22 protein-coding genes are annotated in these 23,322 nt (G+C 39.6%); 8 read left to right on the forward strand and 14 right to left on the reverse strand.

What is annotated here, in order from left to right:
* Positions 1–790: 790 nt before the first annotated feature.
* A complete protein-coding gene (locus B5Y67_RS20890) occupies positions 791–1,429 on the forward strand; it encodes a TetR/AcrR family transcriptional regulator (protein ID WP_088228308.1) in 639 nt (212 codons plus the stop codon).
* 18 nt (positions 1,430–1,447) lie between these two features.
* Entirely contained in the window at positions 1,448–3,841 is a 2,394-nt protein-coding gene (locus tag B5Y67_RS20895) for a PEP/pyruvate-binding domain-containing protein (RefSeq protein ID WP_088228309.1), read from the forward strand.
* Between the two features lie 155 nt (positions 3,842–3,996).
* Here the strand turns inward: B5Y67_RS20895 and B5Y67_RS20900 are convergent, their stop codons facing one another.
* From B5Y67_RS20900 to B5Y67_RS20910, 3 genes are all read right to left on the reverse strand, one after another.
* Positions 3,997–4,395, reverse strand: a complete 399-nt coding sequence (locus B5Y67_RS20900) for a rhodanese-like domain-containing protein (protein WP_088228310.1) — start codon at positions 4,393–4,395, stop codon at positions 3,997–3,999.
* Between the two features lie 540 nt (positions 4,396–4,935).
* Positions 4,936–5,547, reverse strand: coding sequence for a flavodoxin family protein (locus tag B5Y67_RS20905; RefSeq protein WP_348982314.1), 612 nt, complete (start codon positions 5,545–5,547; stop codon positions 4,936–4,938).
* A 260-nt stretch (positions 5,548–5,807) separates the two neighbouring features.
* The gene (locus B5Y67_RS20910) at positions 5,808–8,255 is read right to left on the reverse strand and encodes a DsrE/DsrF/DrsH-like family protein (RefSeq protein ID WP_088228312.1); all 2,448 of its coding nucleotides are present in this window, start codon (positions 8,253–8,255) and stop codon (positions 5,808–5,810) included.
* A gap of 376 nt (positions 8,256–8,631) precedes the next feature.
* On the opposite strand from B5Y67_RS20910, the gene B5Y67_RS20915 reads away from it, so the two are divergent.
* Positions 8,632–9,057 (forward strand): MarR family transcriptional regulator, encoded by a 426-nt coding sequence (locus B5Y67_RS20915; protein ID WP_088228313.1) that lies wholly within the window; start codon positions 8,632–8,634, stop codon positions 9,055–9,057.
* Positions 9,058–9,271: 214 nt separating this feature from the next.
* Positions 9,272–9,991 (forward strand): DUF169 domain-containing protein, encoded by a 720-nt coding sequence (locus B5Y67_RS20920; protein ID WP_088228314.1) that lies wholly within the window; start codon positions 9,272–9,274, stop codon positions 9,989–9,991.
* 132 nt (positions 9,992–10,123) lie between these two features.
* Here the strand turns inward: B5Y67_RS20920 and B5Y67_RS20925 are convergent, their stop codons facing one another.
* The 8 genes from B5Y67_RS20925 to crcB all read right to left on the reverse strand — a co-directional run bounded on the left by B5Y67_RS20925 (position 10,124) and on the right by crcB (position 17,386).
* Positions 10,124–10,939: a nitroreductase family protein gene (locus tag B5Y67_RS20925; RefSeq protein WP_088228315.1), complete on the reverse strand. Its 816-nt coding sequence runs from the start codon at positions 10,937–10,939 to the stop codon at positions 10,124–10,126.
* A 151-nt stretch (positions 10,940–11,090) separates the two neighbouring features.
* Complete coding sequence (locus B5Y67_RS20930; RefSeq protein WP_088228434.1) at positions 11,091–11,696, reverse strand: TetR/AcrR family transcriptional regulator; 606 nt, start codon at positions 11,694–11,696, stop codon at positions 11,091–11,093.
* 241 nt (positions 11,697–11,937) lie between these two features.
* Positions 11,938–12,522, reverse strand: coding sequence for a hypothetical protein (locus tag B5Y67_RS20935; RefSeq protein ID WP_088228316.1), 585 nt, complete (start codon positions 12,520–12,522; stop codon positions 11,938–11,940).
* 112 nt (positions 12,523–12,634) lie between these two features.
* Positions 12,635–12,805, reverse strand: coding sequence for a hypothetical protein (locus tag B5Y67_RS25465; RefSeq protein ID WP_170932760.1), 171 nt, complete (start codon positions 12,803–12,805; stop codon positions 12,635–12,637).
* Between the two features lie 473 nt (positions 12,806–13,278).
* The gene (locus B5Y67_RS20940; protein WP_088228317.1) at positions 13,279–14,268 is read right to left on the reverse strand and encodes a D-cysteine desulfhydrase family protein; all 990 of its coding nucleotides are present in this window, start codon (positions 14,266–14,268) and stop codon (positions 13,279–13,281) included.
* Between the two features lie 1,059 nt (positions 14,269–15,327).
* Positions 15,328–16,464 (reverse strand): MFS transporter, encoded by a 1,137-nt coding sequence (locus B5Y67_RS20950; protein WP_088228319.1) that lies wholly within the window; start codon positions 16,462–16,464, stop codon positions 15,328–15,330.
* Between the two features lie 152 nt (positions 16,465–16,616).
* Positions 16,617–16,946: a DUF190 domain-containing protein gene (locus B5Y67_RS20955; RefSeq protein WP_088228320.1), complete on the reverse strand. Its 330-nt coding sequence runs from the start codon at positions 16,944–16,946 to the stop codon at positions 16,617–16,619.
* Between the two features lie 68 nt (positions 16,947–17,014).
* Positions 17,015–17,386 (reverse strand): fluoride efflux transporter CrcB, encoded by a 372-nt coding sequence (gene crcB, locus B5Y67_RS20960; protein WP_088228321.1) that lies wholly within the window; start codon positions 17,384–17,386, stop codon positions 17,015–17,017.
* A 560-nt stretch (positions 17,387–17,946) separates the two neighbouring features.
* Here crcB and B5Y67_RS25470 point away from each other — a divergent pair.
* Both B5Y67_RS25470 and abc-f read left to right on the forward strand, forming a co-directional pair.
* A complete protein-coding gene (locus B5Y67_RS25470; protein WP_170932762.1) occupies positions 17,947–18,099 on the forward strand; it encodes an RAxF-45 family protein in 153 nt (50 codons plus the stop codon).
* Between the two features lie 99 nt (positions 18,100–18,198).
* Complete coding sequence (abc-f, locus tag B5Y67_RS20965) at positions 18,199–20,124, forward strand: ribosomal protection-like ABC-F family protein (protein WP_088228322.1); 1,926 nt, start codon at positions 18,199–18,201, stop codon at positions 20,122–20,124.
* A gap of 146 nt (positions 20,125–20,270) precedes the next feature.
* On the opposite strand, the gene B5Y67_RS20970 is transcribed toward abc-f, so the two are convergent.
* The 3 genes from B5Y67_RS20970 to B5Y67_RS20980 form a co-directional block, all read right to left on the reverse strand.
* On the reverse strand, positions 20,271–20,516 hold the full coding sequence (locus B5Y67_RS20970; protein ID WP_242976081.1) for an ASCH domain-containing protein: 246 nt from the start codon (positions 20,514–20,516) through the stop codon (positions 20,271–20,273).
* Positions 20,477–20,611, reverse strand: a complete 135-nt coding sequence (locus tag B5Y67_RS26275; RefSeq protein WP_282432803.1) for a hypothetical protein — start codon at positions 20,609–20,611, stop codon at positions 20,477–20,479. The genes B5Y67_RS20970 and B5Y67_RS26275 overlap by 40 nt, the downstream gene beginning before the upstream one ends.
* A 632-nt stretch (positions 20,612–21,243) precedes the next feature.
* Positions 21,244–21,687 (reverse strand): GNAT family N-acetyltransferase, encoded by a 444-nt coding sequence (locus B5Y67_RS20980; protein WP_207652433.1) that lies wholly within the window; start codon positions 21,685–21,687, stop codon positions 21,244–21,246.
* A gap of 213 nt (positions 21,688–21,900) precedes the next feature.
* Between B5Y67_RS20980 and B5Y67_RS20985 the strand changes: the two genes are divergently transcribed.
* Together B5Y67_RS20985 and B5Y67_RS20990 are read left to right on the forward strand one after the other, a co-directional pair.
* A complete protein-coding gene (locus B5Y67_RS20985) occupies positions 21,901–22,500 on the forward strand; it encodes a LysE family transporter (RefSeq protein ID WP_088228324.1) in 600 nt (199 codons plus the stop codon).
* Positions 22,497–23,282 carry an AraC family transcriptional regulator gene (locus tag B5Y67_RS20990; protein ID WP_242976065.1) on the forward strand — a complete coding sequence of 262 codons (786 nt, stop codon included), beginning with the start codon at positions 22,497–22,499 and terminating at the stop codon, positions 23,280–23,282. Before B5Y67_RS20985 ends, B5Y67_RS20990 begins: the two co-directional genes overlap by 4 nt.
* Positions 23,283–23,322: the final 40 nt, after the last annotated feature.

The raw sequence follows: 23,322 nt of genomic DNA on the forward strand, positions 1-23,322 counted from the left end.
GACAAGGACATTAAACCTAAATCAACCGAACGATGAATCCAAGCAGAATATTGACAGATTTCTAGTGTTCATAGTTCAATATGGCGATCATGATGGCACATATTTAAAAGGTAGACTTGAAGATAATTCAGGTCTGCCTTTTATGTAATAACTAGGGTCTATCAGGCACCGTACTTTACAGCAGATTGCAATTGTTGGTCATCTGTCGACCGCTTTTTGTTTCGTGAAATAAATAAAGCTTTGGTTGATACATCAAGGCTATTTCATATCTGAAACCATATATTGATTGACTTCTTTGCGGCAGGGGTTCAATAAATCTTTCGTTCCTTGTTACCCTTTCCTATCACGGTAAGAACATCATTATCTACCTGGTAGGCGATGAAAGAGTACATCTCATTAAGTGATATCGATTTAATGAATTCCAACGTTACCCCTGAGAAGTTTTGTTAATTAAATTTATGTTACGGGAACTCATAACGAAGGCAAAGAACATAAGCCTTGCCAGTAGTGTTGACGTACTTAGCGGAGATAACAGGATTAATAAGAATGTGAATAAATTTTACAATGCATAGTCAATTGACTCATAATTTTTAACTCACCCATTTTATTGCCTCCCCTTACCAGATATAACCACCCTATGTCTCAAGTGGTGGTTTTTATAGTTTAAGCGGTCACTCAGTTGAAACAGGATGACCGTATTTTATAATTAAAGTTCTTATTGCATATTTTACACTAGGAGTTCATAATTAATTATAGGATATCACTATTTAATTTATACGGAGTTGATCCTATGGATAAACAAGAACCGAAACGTCATTATCAAAGTCCCTTACGGAGCCAACAACGAGAGCTTACCCGAAACCAAATCATGAATGCATTAGTAGAGATTATTAACGAAGGGCGTATACTTACTTTCAGTGTGAAAGAAGTGGCGGATCGAGCCGGTGTTTCCTATGGCACCGTTTATCAGCATTTTCCAACACGAGAATCTCTTTTAGAAGCACTATATGAATCTGCATCTGGAATTGTGGGGCAGAAATTGACACTAAAGTCACTAAACATCGAGCTACTACCAGAAGTGACTAAAAGAACAGCCGAAGTCTTTGAGGAACATTCGTTGATTCTTCAGGCCTTTACCACAGCACTGGCTATGCAGAATATTCAGCCTCAGAGTAGGCGTGAGCGGGACCAGAAATACATGGAATTGATAATTGAACGTATTCCAGATATACCAACTGATGTAGCCAAACAGCGGGCAGCTATCCTTTCTCATCTTCATAGTTCATTGACATGGATTACGCTTCGGCAACGTTTTGAACTGAATGCAAATCAAACTGAAAACGCTTTAGAATGGGCATTACAAACACTCATTGAGAACCTGATATGCCAAAAACCAAGAGAATCGGAAAAAGTGGCTAAAAAAGAATAATCTAAGAGGAGAAAGCACATGACTCATGTTTATATGTTCAGTGAAATAAGCGTTGAAAATAGGCACCTTGCTGGCGGAAAAGGCAGCACACTGGCCTTCTTATTTCAAAAAGGATATAAAGTGCCGAATGGTTTTGTTATTCTGCCATCGGCATTTAAACAAGATGAGTTAAAGCCGGAGGCATGGAAACAAATCAAGGATTACCTTATATCCTTGCGCAAGGAGTTTAGGGAAGAGTCCTTTGCCATACGTTCTTCAGGCCTTGCCGAGGATTCAATCGCAGCTTCCTTTGCCGGTCAGTTTGATACTGTACTTAACCTGCACCTTGATGACGAAATCAAGGAAGGTATTGAAACGATACGTCACTCGCGGAATAGCAAAGAAGCGCAAATCTATAGCAAGGTCAAAGGAATTGATGGGTGCCATGAAATGTCGATCGTTGTACAAATGATGGTTCAAGCAGAGATATCCGGTGTTTTATTTACGGCTAATCCTGTGACGGGCAATCGCCATGAAATGTCGGGGAATTTTGTTTTTGGATTGGGAGAAGACCTTGTTTCGGGCAAAGTGAATCCATATACATTTACATTAGATCGAACTCGGTTTATTCAATCTGTACCAAAAGAACTTAAACAATTTGCACATCAATTACAAAATCTTGGCAAGCAATTAGAAAAAGAACTGGGATGCCCGCAAGATATCGAATGGGCCATTGCTGATAAGACGCTTTATGTATTGCAATCTCGACCAATTACTACGCTGATTGGCTATAATCCAGCCACAGGGGAATGGAATGATAGCGCAAAAGGAAATTTCCTTTGGTCAAATGTTAATTTTGGCGAGGCGATTCCCGAAGTGATGACACCGCTGACTTGGACGGTGCAACGTGAGATTTATGAATCGTGGACACTTCTCCCTGGATACCCTTCTTCCGGAAACATTGGGGGGAGAATTTATCTAAACTTAAGTATCTTTGCCTCTATTTTACATAGCTTAGGACGAAGTAAAGACAATATTTTACGTTTTCTTGAAGGGTTATTATATACACAACTTCCCGAATGCGTTGATATTCCAGTTATCAAACTAACCAAATTATCAATTTTGCAGGCCCTGTGTAATCTCGTAAAAATTGTCTATAAACAAAGGCAGGCTCAAAAAACAGCATCATCGTTTATACAATCCAATGAACAATATTGTGAGCGGATGCAAGTAAAGATTAAGTCGAGCACAACTAATAATGATCTCATCTTATTATGGCAACGTGAACTGTTACCTCATCTTAAAAATACAGTTTGGTTTGTAATGAGCAGTGTAACTCAATTCTCTAATAATGCGCTGAGATTGCGTCGTGAAATGACAGAATTGGTTGGCAGCGATGATGCCGATAGGCTAATTTCCGGACTAAGCAGCAGTATTAGCATAGATGGTAATTCTGAGTTCCTAGAGAGTTTAGGACCGGTTCTCGGTATATCGAAGGTTGCAGCAGGGCAGATTAGCCGAACTGATTATTTAAGGCGTTACGGACATCGAGGACCCAATGAATTTGAATTATCTGTTCCCCGTCCAGCAGAAGATGCAAATTGGTTTGATGACCAGCTAAATCAATTTAACACATCGCCGATTGACGTAGAGGAACTATTACGCAAAAGGCAATCGGAGTTTGAGAGAACTTGGAGACGTTTTGCAAAAAAGTATCCCCGAAAAGCAAAGAGTAAGCTAAATCAGATTAAAAAAATCACGGCAAAGGGCCGCATACGTGAAGCTGTCCGCTCCGAGTACGTACGCGATCGCTGGTTAGCTCGATATTTTGCACTTCGGGCCGGAGAATTGACAGGACTTAGAGAGGATATTTTCTTCTTGACCATTGATGAACTACTCGATGTTCTCACCGGTAGTCAGCACATCATAAAATTAATCCCTGCCCGTAAGCATACCTATCAAAAATATTGTGCACTACCTGCTTACCCATCTGTGATCTGCGGGCATTTTGATCCGTATGAGTGGGCTTCAAATCCTAATCAAAGAAATGATTATTTTGATGCAAATTCAAGTAATATTATTACAAATTTTGAAGAATCAAAAACGAATATCATAGTTGGTTCACCGGGATCGGCTGGCCGTTCAGAAGGAATTGTGCGTTGCTTAAAAAGTATTACGGAAGGAGATAAACTCCAAAAAGGCGAGATTCTTGTGACATCTCAAACTGATATTGCGTGGACACCACTTTTCCCTCGCGCGAGTGCGATAATTACTGATGTAGGGGCTCCGCTCTCTCATGCCGCTGTGATAGCGCGCGAATTAGGGATTCCTGCAGTTTTGGGCTGTGGCAATGCAATGTTGAAACTAAAAACGGGGGATAGAGTGCTAGTAGATGGTGGCAGAGGTACTGTATCAATCTTAGGTAAATTATAGTTCTACGTCTTACTCAATGAAACGGGCAACCTTTGACTCATACTTTTCTTTTTCGCCGAACTTCCCGCTTTTCCTTCCACCGATCACCGAATTTTCCGGCAACTATGAAAAGACGCCATTCAGTCTATAAATCTGATTGGCGCCTAAACTTTGTTCTACTTCTTACCGGATACAGTCTTATATGGCCAGCGTATTATGCCGCCCAAATTGTAAAGATTAGAATACCCAAGCTTTAATAACATCTTTACAGCAGCTTTGCTTCGATTTCCGCTTCTACAATAAACAAAAATAGTAGCTTGCTTGTTGGGAAGTTTTTTGCCGGCTTCTCTTGCCAGAGCGTTCAAAGGGATCAACGTGCTTCGAGGAATGTGGTTCTCGACATATTCCTGTTCGGTCCTGACATCCAGAAGAATGATACCCTTCTCAGTATCCAGTCTCTTTTTTGCTTCTGAAGGATCGATCCGCAATTTATTAACTTCTTTGTCGGAGTACTTACCGTATAGCCAGATTATTATTACTCCAACTATAATGGATATAGTTATTGTCTGGTTCATACTGTATCCTTTCCCTTTATAATATTAATAAAGACTCAATATACCCCGTATGGGTATATTGGAATTGTAGGTCATATTATCTATTTTGTCAATCAAAATGATCTGTATATCTCGTCATATTATTAATAGCCACTGCTTCTCTTATAATAAAATCATCGATAATATCGGAGCCAAAGCAACTTACTCGGCCATCGAGAATTATAGTTATTGATAAGTGCTTTCTTGCCATCGCATCGCTGTATAGTAGCTAAGCAAAAAGCAAATTAAGCATCAATTTTTGTCACAATGCTCGGACATACTACGTAAATTATTCTAGGAAATCTTATCTTCTGTCATCTCAGATGAAAGGAGATGGCAAATATGTATCCTTGGTGCTGGGGTAATAGAATCTTTGGCTACAGATGTTGTTATCCATGTTATTGCCGCCCTTGGTATTGGTAAGATTATCTGGTGAAACAGCCCCTAATGCCGTTTTTGGTATTAGGGGCTGTACTTATCCGTTTCTATTGGTTCCTATTACTCAAGCCAATTATCCTTCTCTCATGACCGATAACGAAGTGATTGAGTTGCTCCGGCTACCTCCGCAATGCGTCGAACCATAATGTGCGCCCGTTCTATCGCATTGACGTCTTCCCTGGACGGCTGCTGAGCGCAGACTCCTTGATGCCCGCAGTCGAAATCCCGGTGACCGTCTCCGACAATGATCATCCCCTGTACCAGCATTAGGTCATGGATTGCCTTCAGAGTGGTTTCCTGACCGCCGAAGCGAGCCATCGCAACCGTTACCGCTCCCCCCACCACATTCAGAAGTGCCTTGCTCTGCCATAGCGTATTGGTTTTGTCCCAGAAAGCCGCCAGCTGCCCGCTGATGGTGCCGTAGTAGACTGGGCTCCCGATGATCAATCCGTCTGTCCGTCTGAGTATTGCGAGCGCCTCGCCCAGCTTGTTGCCTTTGGCGCAGGAAGCGTTGCAGGGATAGGTACAGCTATCACAGAAAGGCTGGGCGAGATCATTCAACACTTCAGCCACATTGATTAACTGGGTTTCCGCTCCTAGTTTCTGAGCCGCCGACAAGGCCTCCCGAAGGAGCAAGGCTGTGTTACCATCCCGGTTGGGGCTGCCGTTGATTGCCGCTATCAACAAAGATACCATCTCCTTAAAGACAAGCTTATTAACAAAATTCGGTACAAAGTCTGGATAAATGTGAAGCCATTAATTCCTCTAACTTAGAATTCAACAATTTGGACTAAGCCCCTGCCACATTCGTGATTTCAAGAAAATAATTTCTTGTTGGGATGTTATGTCAATAGTATAAATTCTCTTAACGTGGATAAAAATAGCCCCAATTCGCAGAAAAGGCCCGACTGTCATATATAATGACGGTCGGGCCTTACAGGCTTTAAACTGCAAGCTTAGATAAACAAATTTACGTTGGAATCCTCTGCTTCTCCTAAATAATAACCAACTCCGCCAACTTTAATGCCGTCGAGTAATTCCTCTTGTTTGATCCCCATGACATCCATTGACATTTGACAGGCTACTATCTCTACTCCATTGCACATTGCGGCCTTGATGAGGTCTTCGAGGGAAGAAACGTTTTTATCCTTCATAACTTTTCTGATCATTTTTCCGCCCAAGCCCAGCATATTCATCTTAGATAACTTAAGGCGTTTGCTTCCTCTCGGCATCATCAGACTAAACATCTTATCCATAAAACCCTTCTGAGTGTTGACTTTTTCATGTTTACGCAGGATATTCAGGCCCCAAAATGTGAAAAACATCGTTACTTTTTTCCCCATAGCCGCAGCCCCATTGGCAATAATAAAGGATGCTATGGCCTTATCTAAATCTCCGCTGAAAACAATCATGCTCTTATTGTCCTTTAAAGCTGCTGCCGGCTCTTGCTTAAGCGGGTCCTTTTGCGTGCCCTTTTTGATGAAGGCTGAAATGACACCCCCGGCCTTGGCCACATCGATCAATTGATTATTAGTTCTTTTCGTCCAAGCTTTAATATCCTCATAAAAACCCGGATCAGATGCCAAAATCTTGAGTACCTGGCCCTGCTGTAAAGTGTCCATAGCGGCTTTTACCTGCATCAATGGTCCAGGACAGCACAACCCGCAGGCATCAATACTTTTATCAAAATACCCCTGAGGCGTATTCACCTCGCCAACTCCTGAATCAGACTGCCGGTTCTCAGAGCCCGGGTTCTGAGGCTGGAATTCTTGCAGGGAGACAGTCTTATAGCCGCCGGTAATATTTAATACCTTATAGCCATTTTGGCTTAAGATCCTGTCAGCAACATAACCCCTTAAACCTACCTGACAGTAACCAATGATTTGTTTGCTCTTATCGAGCTCAGCCATTCTGTCTCTTAAGCTATCGAGAGGAATGTTGAGAGAACCGGGGATGTGTCCATTGCTGAATTCCTCTTCCGTTCGGACATCCAAAAGGATTGTATCTTTAAGTTCAGGCAGCTCTATATCCTTCCAGGCTGCCACATGAGTTCTTCCGGACAGAACGTTTTGAGCCAGAAATCCAGCCATATTTACAGGGTCTTTGGCCGATGAGAAGGGCGGAGCATAGGCTAATTCCAATTCTGCTAAATCGTCTACTGTGCCTTTTAAGCGAATGACAGCAGCAATAACATCGATTCGTTTATCAACGCCATCATAACCGATTCCCTGCGCTCCCAATACTTGGCCTTGATCATTAAAAATCAGCTTTAAGGTTAGCTGTAAAGCAGCCGGGTAATAAGATGCGTGAGCCACAGGATGAACGTAGACGACCCGGTAAGGCAGATTTGCTTTTTGCAGAGTGCGCTCATTTGCTCCTGTGCTGGCCGCCGTTAAACTGAAAACTTTGAGAATCGAGGTTCCCTGAGTACCTTTGTAAATCGAATTCAAACCCGCAATATTATCGGCAGCGATTCTTCCTTGCTTGTTTGCCGGCCCTGCCAAAGGAACAGCCGTTTTTTCCCCCGTAATAAAGTCGACAACCTCTATAGCATCTCCTACTGCGTAAACACCGTCGACATTGGTTTGCATTCTTTCATCAACGACGATATGACCTTTCGGCCCTAACTTTAAACCCGAGCCTTTTAGAAAAGCAGTATCAGGAGCTACCCCGATGGCTAGTATGACTAGATCGGCAGAAACCATTTTTGCACTGCCCAACGTTACTTCGATTTGGCTTCCAACCTCTTTAAAGGCTTTAACGCCGTCAGCCAAGATAAGATCCACGCCATTTTCGACTAATTCCTTTTCAGCCATGACCACCATGTCTGAATCAAAAGGTGCTAAAATGTGGGGAGCGGCTTCAACTAAAGTAACCTTCAAGCCTCTCTCGACCAGATTCTCAGCCATTTCGACCCCGACGAAACCTCCGCCGATAACTATAGCACTATCTATGCCCTTGTGATCAACATAGGCCTTAATTCTGTCTGTGTCCGGAATGTTTCTTAAGGTAAATATCTTTGTGCTTTCTATCCCTGGAATATTTGGCCGGAGAGCTTTGGCTCCCGGTGAAAGTACAAGATCGTCATAAGATTCTTCGTAAATCCCTTGCTCCTTACTTCTGACGGTAACCAGTTTCTTTTCCGTATCGATACCAATGACTTCACTATTGATCCTTACATCAATATTAAACCTTGCTTTCATAGCCTCAGGAGTTTGAACGAGAAGCTTCTCTCTTTCCTTAATCATTTCACCGATATAATAGGGAAGACCGCAGTTGGCGAAAGAAATATAGTCATCTCTTTCAAACAAGATGATCTGAGCTTTTTCATCCAGTCTTCTCAACCGTGCAGCAGCCGAAGCTCCCCCGGCCACTCCACCGACTATGAGTACCTTTTTCATCATAAATTCCTCCATAAATCTTACATATTTTTAGTTTGATCTTTTAACTGCAAACTTTATAGCCGTTTGCAATTTTCTGTGAACGTACTTGTGATAATAAGCACTTAAGATATTTATATTATACCCCTCCAGGGTAATGGGGTCAATGGGAAATATATAACAAAGTATTTGCCAAATAACTACCTCATCAACTGAGATAGTTATCCCGATTCAGCACCTCCTGCCCAGTGAACTCGTTAGCTAAAACTGAACATACTCCCACTTATAAAAGTAGGAGTCTCACGATTGGCTGAAAGCAATGGAGAGGCTGACTTATGTATTGACTGAAAATTACGACGCGTATATAATATAGTTGTCGTAACAACTGAGGTGATAGCAGATGGAATTTAAGTTAGAGGATTCATTGGGGTTTATTCTAAATAAGGCGAATACAAAACTTAAAAATAGGTTATTTCAACGATTTAATGAATATAATGTTACGCCGGAACAATGGTCTGTACTAAATTGTTTATGGGCACAAGAAGGTCTTACCCCTAAAGAGTTGGCAGATATCATCTTTAAAGATAAACCAAATACTAATCGCATTCTTGAAAAGTTACAAATGAAAAATTTGATTGTCCGAAAGCCTCATCCCGTCGATAAAAGAGCTTATCAGATCTTCTTGACAAATAGTGGCTGGGCATTAAGAGATGAATTAATTCCTAAAGCTAGGCAATTACTGGAGGAAGCTACCTTGGGAATAGAAAAACAGAAAGCTGCAGATTTGATAAAACTATTAAATCAAATCTATGATAATCTCGATTAGTTATTATTTATCATTATAGTTGTCGTGACAACCATAATGATAATGGCTTTGGTAATAAGTCTTAAAGGAAATGGGAAAGGAGGAACTAATAACGAAGCCGGTTAAATAAATAACGTTTGCATGATCAATCGCTAGTTGTTTTAACTTAGCACGAAATAACCTGATTTCTATGACCTGCCGATTAATAACTGAAATAAGAATAAGGAGGGTCACTATGAAAAGTAAGATCGCCGATGCTATAAAACTTAAGTATCAACCTGTTGCCGTATTCCGTTCCGACTCTAAACCAGAGGGAGCATTGCAGTTTAAGGAAGGGAAATGGGGCTGCGCAATTTCTATGTTAAATGCCGCAGCCAAAGGTCGTGTTGCCGCATTTGAGAACAAGACCACAACATGTAGTGGCGGGAAAGTCGGCTTAGGTTTTCAACGGTTTCAATTAGGTTTTATTGAATATTTCCTCTCAACGGGCGGTGTAGGAGGCAGAGAAGGAGAATTCTACAAAAAAAGTCCTGAACTGGCCGCAAAATTTGCTGCCGGATTGCCGGACGTTGATGCAAAAACTTATCTTATTTTTAAGCCTTTGGCTGAATTAACTCAGGACGAAACACCGGAAGTCATTATCTTCCTGGTAAATGCCGACCAAATTTCCGCTCTGGTACAGTTCGCCAATTACGATAAACCAACCCAAGACAATGTCAAAATAGAATTTGGTGCCGGTTGTCATCAGTCTGTACTATATCCTCTGGCACAAGCAGAGGAAAAAGAACCAAAGTGTGTTATAGGACTAACCGATCCCTCGGCAAGAAAATATATCGACAAAGATATTCTTTCATTCAGTATTCCCTATAAACGATTTTTAGAGTTAGAAGAGCAAGTGGAAGAGGGTTTTTTAACTAAAGAAACATGGCTCAGCATAGCGTCACGAATTGAATAATAGGATCGAACCTTTGTCAATCAAAGACTTAGTGAATATCTGCCAGACTTTAAATAAACCAGCCGAAAGCCCACGATTTCAATCGCGGGCTTTCGGCTATATCTCAAACCTATATCGGAAAATCCTTCACCTTTAGTCCCACCACGACACTTGCAACGGATTTCTGTCCACTAATCGTTTATAAGTATACTTCGGAAAACCTACTAACAATCCACCGGTGACAACTCTGTTTTCCGGCAGCTTCAAAATATCCAATAATGGCTTATACTTAGCAGAGGCGCACCCTTCAAAAAATCCCGCCCAACATGTTCCCAATTCAATAGCCGGCGCATAGAGTTCAGCATACGCCAGTGAAAAATGTGTATTATCACGTCCACGGGGTTGAAAGTTCTTTGAGGTTATAGCCACAATCAGACAGGGAGCGTTTCGTAAAATAACGTCTTGACCGGTTTTGCGATAGGTGTCCACGACTCCAGTATAATACTGTGCCCAGGCAGAACCACTTTTTACTTGCTCTTCCATCCAATCAACTGTAGCAGCCGTTATTTGGCGCAGCGTTTCAGCGTTATCAATGACGAGATAAGCAACACCTTGAGTGTTGCCTCCGGTTGGTGCCAATCGCGCGATATCAAGGAGCTGCACTATTTTTTCCCGTGGTACAGGATTTTGTTTGTAGCGGCGAATAGATCGTCGGGAACGGAGAAAGCGGGCTGCCGTGTCGGCATCAAGGACAGGCACCTTTTCAAGCGGCAACTGCTTGGAGAGTGGTGCCTTCACATTGTCCATTGCCGCCACAGGACAGACAGCCACACAGTGTCCACAGGCAATACAATTCCGTTCTGTGGCCTGCGGCACTTGATTGTCCATAATGATACATCCTGAGGGGCAGACTTCTGCACAGAGTCCACAGTGGATACATTTCTCTTGGTTAACTTGAATCAGATCCATATTCATCACTCCTGCTTTCCACTTTTTCTAGTCTTCTGCAAATTCGTCATAATTAACAAATTCCACGTCTAAAATGACCATTCGTTTAAAAATGTTTTTAAAAATATACTTTTAGCAAGGGCTACATATTAGTATTAGTATAAATTACTTTTTACGGTATGAGTATCCTTTCAAATAATGTCTCAATCGTATTTTTTACTGGTTTCGTTGATTTTTCGATCTTCATTCGTAACAAACTGCCTTGCCAAGCATCCCAGAACAAATCAGCTAAACATTCTGCCGATAAATCGATCCTGACTTTACCACTCTTCTGGCCACTTAGTAAACGTTGCGCTAATATCTCTTTGAATTCACCGACAGCAATCTTTAACGCCACACGACATTCTTCACTGGCTTCACTGATTTCACCTGCTAAGTTACCCAGCAAGCAACCCTTCTTGGGATCAGCAGATTCATATGCTGCAGCGAGCTGTACAAAAACTGTACTTAACGCCAAATACGCATCGCCATGATCTTCTGCCTCCAACAAAGTTTGCCATTGCTCAATATGAGTTTCGGTATAAAAACGAATAATTTCTACGCCGAACTCTTCCTTGCTGGCAAAATAATTATAGAATGAGCCTTTAGGAATACCAGCAATAGTGGCGATTTCTTGAATACCAGTGGCATTAAAGCCTTTTTGCTCAAAAAGAGCTAAGCCGGTTTCTAATAGTTTCTTTTTCGTTTGTTCTAAGTCTTCGCATTTTTTTCTAGCCATGCTTTTAATTATATAACTGGTCATATTAATTGTAAATATGGCTTTGCTGATGAATATGTTTCTTCAAATGGTCTAAAGTGAACCAAAACAGTCCTCCTTTTAGAAGTCAATCCCTAGATTGCTAATCCTACTTGCTTAAAAAATGCAACTTAGGATAATTGCTCCCTGTTTTTATTTTTGGTGGAATTGCAGGGATATTAAGAACTTGTAATTTCTTCCAGATCTATTGTTATCGCTGCCATTAATTGCTTTCTAACGGCAGATGTTTAAGTACACATTGAGATTCAGCATTCTGCATTGAGTTACTACCTTTCTTTAAGTCGTTGATTTTATCAATGACTTTGTTTCCAATCGTTGGTCTTTTATAACAAAACAACATATTCCCTGTTTTATCTAATAAGGTAATAATTAATTCTTCTGAACTTTCGTCTTCAAAATCTGATATAATTATTCCTCTTCTATTATTTACCAATTCCTCGCTACTATGATTTTTGTTGTTAACAACTAATCTATCAGCAGCTTCCAAAATTTCATTATCGTTAATTATTAATGAAATATAGCTAATATTACCGATTCCCCTTCCACCACCCTTAGAAAATCCAACTGAAACTTTAGCTATATCAGAATTATTGTTTGAATATCCATGACTTGCAGATATCATACCATTTTGGTCAGAAGTTAATCGCCAATCTCCTTGCTCTTCAAGTGTTTGGTACAAAATGACTGTGTAATTCCCAATATCTTGAATATCCAAAGCATCTACATTATTTCGTTCTAAGAAATCATTAATCTGATTTAAGTTTAGCGGACTATAATCTGATTTCACAAACATATACCTCATTCTAAAATATATTGGGGCCTCGCTATAAAATATTAAGTGTTAACTTAGTCCTCCACTTATAAAACATAACAATGAGTGACACTATATAAGAAACAATTCACGATTGAGTGGCAATAATAGCTCCTGTTATCAAAAGAAGTCCAAGGGTTGAACCAATTGTGTTGAAACCAGTATTTTTGTCATCCTTATGCACCTTCTCAATAACAGAAACTAGATTATTTACAAAAAGGAAACAAGAAACTGGCAGTAGATACACTAAAAAAGCCATCGGAACTCCTCCTCTATTTGGCACACATTTCAGATAAACTGACTTACTACTCGGCAATTATCTCATCTCATGAAAATGGCTAAATCTTGTGTCACTATCAATATCGACAATGTCGTACAAGGCAAATTTTAAATGCAACCTATCTATAAGCTCTCTTGATTTTCTTCCATAAATATTCAAGGAATCCCACAAAATCAATACGCTTAGTATTATTAAAATTCATAAGAACATTAATAATAACCGTACTTATTATTAATGCAATTACCATATTTAAAATATCATACATATTATTTTACCCTCTTAGAATTTGCCGCCTACCAATACAGCTCGAATAAGAATTGGCAGAAGTCAAATTAGCCTTTATACTTATTAAACATGTTTTGTATTGGGTCTTCAGAGAAAGAATAATTTGCTTCATTTTCCTTCTGCGAGAAGAAAAATGTTCAAAATAGAACCAACATTTATAGGCTAATTTAAAACGTAAATAAGTGTTTTTGAGGAAACAATCCTAGGACTCCGCCAGTATGAATAAATAGGATATTTTTGCTGTTTCTAAAGGTTCCCTTTTTAATTTCTTCTACTAGTCCAAACATTGCTTTACCAGTATATACGGGATCTAAAATGATTCCCTCTAGTTTAGCGAATTCATGAATAAAGCGAAGCTCTTCTGGTCTGCTCAATGAATAACCTCCGCCCACATATCCATCTATGATATGAATTTCGTCTTTTGAAAAATGTAAATTCACATTGAGATATTGCATACTTTCATGTGAAATTTTGTAAATCTCATTTTTGAAGTGTTCCTCATCTTCACAAATGTTGATGCCATAGATTTCACCAGTATACCCTAGTGATTTACTTGCTAGGAACAGTCCAGAATGAGTTCCACCAGAACCTACTGCCAGTACAATTCTATCAAAATGAACACCCAGCTCTTTTTCCTGAGAAATAATTTCCACCATGGCATTATAGTATCCAAAGCCACCAATTCCATTAGATGCGCCTTCTGGTATGATATAAGGTTTACACCCCTGCTCCTCTAATTCTAACTTGATTTTTTCCATAACTTCAGTTCTAATATTTTTATATTCATCTGGGGTGATAAAGTAAATCTCAGCACCCAAAAGCTTATCTATTAACAAGTTGCCATCTGATTCTATCTCTGCGTCCCCTTTTAAAACAAGAACTGATTTTATTCCAATTCTTGAAGCTACTGCCGCCGTGGCTCTACAGTGATTAGATTGAGACCCTCCACAGGTAATAAGTACATCACACCCTTGATTAAGAGCTTCCTTTACAGAAAATTCGAGTTTTCTTATTTTATTACCAGATACCTCAGTTCCTGTTTGGTCATCTCTTTTTATATAGATGTTGGGTCCACCCAGTTTTTGCGATAACCTTTCTAGTTTTTCAATCCTTGTTGGCAAGTTTGCAAACATCATTTTCTCTGGAATTTTAATCATAGAATCGGCTCCTCTTATATTAAATTTATATAATGATTGATTATCCTTTGTACTCGTTTATAAAATGCCTAGTCGCTCGGCAGACGATTCAGTAAGAGTTCGAGGTCCATGATGTTTAGCTTTCTGCACTAAATTATTGCATTCCTTCAAGTTCTTGCCTCTATGTTAATAGCTTTTCGTTATCTTATTATCCGAAAATTATAATGATTAATATTTATCCATTTTTATTACCAGTCACCTTAAAATTAATAATTTGCTAGACATTCTAGACATTATCAACACCGATACATGAAAACTCCAATTTCACCGAAATCAAGATTTATCGCCTAATTGTGAACCTCTCCTACCTACACTTCACTGAGAGATAGGAGCTTTCAGCAAGCCCAAAATGCATATCTCAAGGGTATCTCGTTAGAGATGCCTCACCCAATAGGCGTGAGTCCATCATTTCGGTAAGGCCGGCAACTCTATGCAATTTCTGCATACAGGCCAGGTTTATAGTATCTACTACTTCTTACCTTAGGCAATCCGTAGATACTTTGACTCTTCTACATATGATTCTCGAAACACCCCATATTTGTGATTGCCCAAGATATTCTTGGCTCCGTATATCCCGGTGTTCTCGAAATCCACAAGTACACCTGTAATTTCTAGAGGTGGTTTTCTTTCTTCTCCCACAAACAGGACATATTTGTGGAGTATAGGATTCATCGACCATTTGGGGGACTAATCCCTTCAACGCCAATTTATAGTGTAGGTAGTGGTTCGCCCAAAATGCCACTGAAACATTTTTTGATTATGCTTAATATCCCCGCGATAACTGCCACTGAGGCGTTCAAACTGATGATTAGAAAAACAATGCCAGCCGGTCCTGTTCTTATCGAACATTGAGATGAGGGTGTTCAGAAAGTCGATTTTTTGAAGTGAGTTTTTATTACCCCTTCATCCAAAGTCGAAAAGGATGACGGACTTCTTCAAAGATTATCCACGGCTTTTTCCTCTATACTATTGTAATTGTCCTTCTTATTCGTCACGCAACTGTTGTTTGTTGTCTGCATCCTATTCTTTCAAAATCACGAATAACCCGACAGCTGCCAACAGGCCCATGCTTGCTCCAAAATAGAAAGGTGCTGAAGCGCCCAGAATATCCCATAAGAGTCCAGCGAATAAGGAAGCAGGTAACAATGCCAAGCCAACCAAAGTTGCATGCAAACCAATGACAGTACCTCGTAAGTGGCTAGGTGCTATATCCGTCAATAAAGCCTTTTCCACTCCTTCAGTAAAGGCAATATAAAATCCATAAACAACAAACAGTGGCCAAAGAGCAGTAATATGAGTTACTAAGGCAAACCCAAGGTATACAAAAGCGTAGATGAAGTAACCACCAACAAGAATACGCCTGCGGCCTATGAAATCAGACAATCTGGCCATAGGATAAGATAAAATGCCGTAACTTATGTTATAGGCCAAATATAGTAAGACAACTAACGGTGCAGAAGCACCCAGCTTACTGGCTCTAAGTAAAAGAAATTGATTGGATGAATTACCCAGATTAAATATAAAAGCTAATATTAAAAAGGCTTTAAGTTTAGCATCTAAAGATGACCATGCAAAAGATAATTTCTTCTTATCAGTACTTATTTCATGAGGTTGCCGGACAATAAATAGTGTAACTACTCCCAGAAAAGCCGGTATCATTGAGAATAAGAAAATTCGTTTGTAGTTGCTTATATTTCCGATTAAAAGAAAATAGGCAATCGTGACTCCTAGTGCCGCTCCAAAGGTATCCATCGCTCTGTGTAAGCCGAAGGCATGGCCACGGGCTTCGGCTTTAGCGGATTCAGCAATGAGGGCATCGCGGGGAGCAGTCCTTATCCCTTTACCCAAGCGATCAATCACTCGTGAAATTAATACCCCACCCCAGGAACCAGCAAAGACAAGTACAACTTTCCCCAGGAGTGAACTCCCATAGCCGACAATTGCCAATTCCTTTTTCTTCTTAGTCTTATCTCCCCAATAACCTGAAAATACCTTTAACAGGCTGGCGATGCTCTCAGCGATTCCTTCAATTACACCAACAATTGCCGGACTAGCTCCAAGCGTAGCAGTCAAAAAGATCGGTATGAGTGGATATACCATTTCCGAACTTATGTCCGTCAATAAGCTAACGATTCCTAAAACTACTATGTTAAACAGACGTTATCCCCCCTTATTTCGAGCGATTAACTCATGAATTTAATGAGTTTTCCCCCGGCCAAGGCAAATAAATGTCCACCAAGTTTATGACTATCTGAATGAACTACATGCAACGAGAAGTTGAATTTGGAAACCAGGGCTGACCTTCTTGGCTACTGTTCTTTTCCATGTTTGTAAACCTGTATATCTGTAGAAAAAACTAAACCTTTTGGGACCATTGAACAAATTTCAGGAATTAGAGGATCAATTTTTTCAGCGACATCTACAATTTCTAATATCATTGGTAAATCGGAGGATAACTCTAATAAACGTGCAGTTCGAAGTACTTTATCCTGTCCATAACCTTCGATACCTCGACTGACCGTAACCCCTCCTATTCCTTTTTCTTTGAGCCAGTAAACTAAATACTGATAAAGAGGTTTATGTTTATACCGTTCACTTTCTCCCAGATAAACTTTTAATAATTTGGCTTTCCCTAGCATATTTAAACAAGCCTCCTTTTTTAATTAAGTTATTTACAATTGTGAACATCAAACTGCAAAAATAAGAATTAAACTAAACGGGCAAGTCCCACTCCTAATGCAGCTCCAGCAAATCCAATGATTACAGTTGAAACTGTATATAGGCCTGCTGTAAGTAAACTGCCACCTTCAAGTAACATAATAGTTTCATAACTAAATGTAGAAAAGGTTGTGTAAGCTCCCAGGAACCCTATGCCTATGCCAAGACGCCATAATGGACTTATTGATAATTTTTCTATAAATAATATGTTCAGAAATCCTAATAAGAAAGCCCCGGTAATATTAATTATAAAAGTGCCTAATGGAAAACCCTGGCTCCATTTACCAGATACCCATAATCCGAGACCATAGCGGGACAATGCCCCTAAAGCGCCCCCTAATGCAATGACTAAAATATTCAACGTCTTTACTCCTTCCTAAAAAAATAAAATGGCTCCTACTGAAATAGTTTCAGTAGGAGCCATCAGCATTATGCAATGCAATAGCGAGCTCCATCGCAAGTAAGGTTATCACATGTACCTAACTCATTAATATCATAACTGAAATTATTCATTAAAGCAAATCATATTTTAGAGCTAAACCAGTGAACTCGTTCAACTAAAGTTGAACATCGGGGCTTCGGTGACGAAAGCGCCTAGCCCATAACAAATGCTATCGCGTTGGAAGGATGGACTCTACCCCACCGAAGCAGGTATGGGAACCACTCACACTTGTAGAAGTGGAAGTCTTACGATTGGTTAAACGTAAAATTTACGAAAAAGATAGGGAATCTCTCGGATGATCTATTTCCAATCTTTTATCTGAGGGACATCTTACGGCTAGCATTAAGGACTTAAAGATAAAGAAAGGCAGGCAAAAAAATACTGCCTGCACCTTTTTATTAGTCTAAGAATCTGGTTGATTCTTCCACAAGGATTATGTTACTATATTCATAGTAATTCAGTGAAGGAGGTGTGGTAGGATGAATCGCGATTTTGCAATGCTCCGTCTTGAACAGTTGCCAATAGCAATCTTTGGAATCATGCATGCAGTTTCATTTAACGGGATAGCTATGCCCATTTTTAGGCAACTGAGTATGGATCAACAAAATTGCGAAATGACACACCTACCATAACCGCAACAAAAATTTGAAGCTGCGACCGTAGGGACATTTCCCTGCGGTTTTTTTATGCTTAAATCGGTATAAGTGTCGTTTCCCCGGAGGAGAATGAACATGATTATTGATTTTCAACACACTAAACTATCTTTTGGCTCCAATGAAGTGCTTACTGACGTCTCCTTTGAAATCAAGCAAGGAGAACGAGTAGGTCTAATAGGCCGTAATGGAACAGGAAAGTCTACAATTTTAAAATTAATCATAGGATCCCTTCAACCTGAACAAGGGCTAATCGCCATACGCAAAAATACCAAGATTGGGTTCTTAGCACAGGTCCCTGAATATGACGCCAAAATGAGCGTCTATGACGTATTGGAACAGTGCTTTCAAGAAGTAAAGAAGTGGCAGCAGCAGCTAGAACGATTAGAACAAAAAATGTCCGACCCCATCAACGCAGAGAATAATAACCTTAGTCAGCTTATACTGGAATATGGCAAACTTCAGGAGAAGTTCGAAGAGGCTGGTGGTTACCAAATCTCTTCCCGCATCGACGGGATTGCCAACGGACTCGGTATCACGGCGGATTACTATCCACGGCCATTTCCTTCTTTATCCGGCGGAGAAAAAACGAAGGTAGGTTTAACAGCCTTACTATTGACGCAGCCTGATGTTTTATTGCTGGACGAACCAACCAATCACCTGGATATGTCCTCCATTGAATGGCTTGAGATTTTTTTAAATAACTATAGGGGCACTGTCATCGTTGTTTCTCATGACCGTTACTTTTTAGATAAAGTGATAACTAAAACTATCGAGCTGGAAGACGGAGAAGCTGTAACTTATCAAACGAACTATACCGCCTATCAGAAAGAAAAAGAGAGCCGCCTGCTCTCAGAGTTTGCAAATTATCAAGAACAACAGAAAAAGATCAAAAAGATGCAGGAATCCATCAAACAATTAATTGAGTGGGGCAACCGCTCCAATCCACCGAATCCCGGTTTTCACCGCCGCGCCGCATCTATGCAAAAGGCCTTAGATCGCATGATTAAATTAAAGAGACCGATCTTAGAACGCAAAAAAATCGACCTGAATCTTGAACAAAGTGACCGTTCCGGGAAACAAGTGATTTCGCTGGAGGGAATCAGCAAATCCTATGCTAACCGCTTGCTTTTCAGTCAAGTCAGTGCCCAACTATTTTACGGCGAACGGATCATCCTCATCGGCAAAAACGGCTGCGGTAAAAGTACTCTTCTGAAATTGATCTTAGATCAGGGAAACCCAGATCACGGTGAAATACGCCTTGGCTCACGAGTTGACATCGGATACCTCTCCCAAGACAGTGCACCGCTCAAATCCGACCAAACCGTCCTTCAGTATTTCCGTGCAGAACTGGAAATGGATGAAGGTGAGGCGAGAAAACAGTTAGCGAAATTTCTCTTCTACGGTTCCGATGTTTTTAAGAAGATTAACAGTTTGTCCGGCGGAGAATGGAGCCGGTTGCAGCTGGCATTACTCATGTATCAAAAGCCAAACCTGTTATTGCTCGATGAGCCAACTAATCACCTGGATATTGATTCGCGTGAAGCGCTGGAAGAAGCATTGGCCGAATTTCCCGGCACACTGCTGGCAGTCTCTCACGACCGGTATTTTATCAATCGTTTGGCTCATAAGGTCTGGGTGCTTGACCAAGGTGAGGTTACTGCCCACTTGGGCAATTATAATGACTATCTGGAAAGAAAGGCGAAACAAATTATTAAAATCGCAAGTAAAACAGACAGTCCGGCAAACCTTGCTAGTGAACGGGGGCAGCAAGTTAAAGCATCTGTTGCAAAGGAAACCCATCTGTGTAAATCAGCCGCTCAACTAGAAAAGGAAATAGCCGCACTGGAACAACAACTTCTTGATATTGAGGCTCAAATGTCTGCCCCTGTAATTTCTTCCGACTCATCAGAACTTGCCTCGTTCCAGCATGAACGGGAGGCTATTGAAGACCGGCTTAATTTATTGTATGACAAGTGGGTCATCATATCTGACAAGTCCTAGAAAATAAGGTTCCCTGATTAAAGAAAGCTTTTATCAGGGAACCGGAAACTAATCTCTACGCATTCAACTATTCGTCAAAATATGAATACTTCCTTAAAGGATATACTCCCCATTATTAACCTAACTAGCATATCGATAATGCGAATCTATTTGTATACCATTTCAAATTCCTCGGTTACTTCATTAAATGATAATAAAGTCACTTTTGTTGTCTTTATAATGCACTGAGCCGAACCTTGCCAGTCTACAATAATACTAAGGTCTCCAACTTTAGGTAATGTTTCACCTGTTATTTCGTACGAATAATACAATCCCGTTGTTGCTCTTTTAATACCCTGTTTTACTAACTCTGCTAAAACATCAGCACTTTTCTCATTGTCACAAAATGCCAAGATGTATAATTTTTGTTTGTACCCACAATTTCTTCGCCTATTGATATTAAATAATTCACCCACATTTCTTTTATTGATATATGTTCATCTGCCATGTTCTTACTCCTTTAATTCACCTTCAATAATTCACATTATGCTACTTTGCTCTCTTCAACCCCTGCCTTTTGGAAGCTTACCATTATTGGCCTAACCAATATATGAATAATGTGGAATACAATTAAAATATTCCAACAACCCATATGCTCATAATCTATGAAATCTATATCACACTTATCTTATCTCCATCTTAATATCTTCGCGGCATTTTTCATGAAACACCATGCGCCATTCCACATCATCCACCGTACGAAGCAATAGTGGATACCATCCACACCTGTCCAGCCGATCACTTTCGCACCCTTTGGCGTGCAGAAATAGTTGCTTTCGCTCTCGTTACGCTCCAAGCCAATGCGAGAGCTGTCAATATTTAGTTTCAGATATTTTTCGTAAGGCGACATTATAACCTCGCATTCTATGCATATCACGAATTAATATTTTTCCTTAAAAATAGCACTTATAGGTATCGTGCCTCCTGATATGGATATAAATTAAGGAATGGTATCCATTTTTTATTCCCGTTATCCAAAGTAAATCAGTTTTTTTATATCTATCGCCAGTCGACTTAAGGGATATGCTTCTAACTATCCCAATGGGTCACGAATAAGAAAAATGCAAAGAATATTTTAGGTTATAAAGATTTTGCAAAATACACTCGTCTGTAACCGTCTTCTAATCGGCGTCCCACTTCGACAAACCCTAGCCCATGATAGTACCTAATATTTTCAGTCATTAACTCGTTAGTGTAAAGATTGACTTCTTGCAAACCCGCTTTTCTAGCAAAATTTAAAGCAAACTCAATTAATTTACGTCCAATTCCCCTTCCTTGGAAATCTGGGTGAACTGCCACATTTTCGATAAATAGGGAATTCCCTTTTGGGAAAAAGACAATAATGCCCATAAATTCTTCCGAATCTGTTGCTATATAAACAACATTCTCCTCAATAAGTTTAGAATAATCTGAAAGCATAGGAGCGGGCTTTTTACACATTCTTTCAATGTACACGCTATAAGACATATATACACATTCAAAAATGGCCTGTTCATGTTTCTTTTCAGCAAGCCGAATATCCATACTTAATACGCACTCCTTAAATTATTAATAGGAAACAAACTGTGGCCTCTGAACTAAAGCCTTCTGATCGTGATGCCCACATGCTGAAGGGTTTAAGCATTATTGCTAGTTGTTCTCGTTCGTATGGTAAGTTTATAACTCTGCAATAATGTACTATCTGCCTTTAATTTTAAAATGTATAATCATGAAAAAATTCCTGAAAGGGGTTTCTTCATGAATATTACATCTTTTTTAATATACTGTGTTATTGTTACATTTACACCTGGGCCTACAAATATTGTTATATTGTCCATAGCACATAATTTGGGGACAAAAAAGGCAATGGAATATTCATGTGGTGCAACGATTGCTTTTGGTTTATTACTTAGTATCTCTACTGTGTTAAATACTGTACTTCTAGCAGTAATACCAATGATTTTGATTGTTATGCAGGTACTTGGAAGCTTTTATATGCTCTATCTTGCTTATAAAATATACAGAATGGATATATCAGAGTCGGCTAATGAGTTACAAACTGCTACTTTTATTTCGGGTTTTCTTATGCAGTTTATAAATCCAAAAGTTGTACTATTTACAATGACAGTAATTCCAAGCTTTGTTATGCCATACTATACTGCTCCGCCTGCGCTTGCAGCATTTACTGCGTCTATAACAATTATCGGCTTTTGCGCATTTGTTACATGGGTTTTCTTTGGGGTAGTGTTCAAGGAATTTTTGCAGAAATATCAAAAAACCGTTAATGTAATTATGGCATTATTTATAGTTTATTCCGCCATAATTGCATCTGGGATAGTTGAGCTAATTAAGAGGTGATTCATACGGAAAGATTTATATATAAAAAATCAGCGGGCATTACTGCGTTGTCAGCAAGCTTTACTGATTTCAAATATAAAAAGCACTCCCATAAGGAGTATGCATTAGGTGTAACATTGCGGGGTATTCAGGAGTATAAGTTGGATGGAAGTTTACAGTTGTCATATCAAAATGGCGTCATGCTTTTTAACCCGGAGCAACCCCATGACGGTATGGCACATGATAAGACAGGGCTTGATTATGTTATGGTATATATTGAGCCAAAAATATTTTTAGAGATTCTTAAAAAAAAGGATATAGTTCGCTTCTCTTCTCCGATTGTATATAATTACAGGCTTCAACAAATAATCTTAAACCTTTCTTGTGCAATATTAAGCGGAAAAGATGAAGCATTATGCAGTGAATTGCTATTATCTCTTTCGGATAGCTTTACTCAACCCAATCTGTATATAAGTTACAAGAAGGATAATCATTTAACCAGAAAAGCAAAGGATATGATTCATTGCAGTCTGGAAAATGTACTAAGACTTGATGACATCTGTAAGGAACTTGATATTTCGAAATTTCAGTTCATCAGGATGTTTAAAGCGAATACTGGAATTTCGCCATATCAATATTTTCTAAACTGCAAGGTAGAACGTGCAAAGCAATTAATAGAAAAAAACAAAGATGTCTATTTGGCAGTAGCAGAATGTGGTTTTGTTGATTTAACACACTTAAATAAGCATTTTAAATGCATATATGGAATAACACCTTTTGAATATATGTCCTCCCTGAGTTAGAGAACGTGCCCCTTATAATCTTATCCAACAACATGGTTTC

Source organism: Desulfosporosinus sp. FKB, assembly GCF_002196705.1.
GTDB lineage: Bacteria > Bacillota > Desulfitobacteriia > Desulfitobacteriales > Desulfitobacteriaceae > Desulfosporosinus.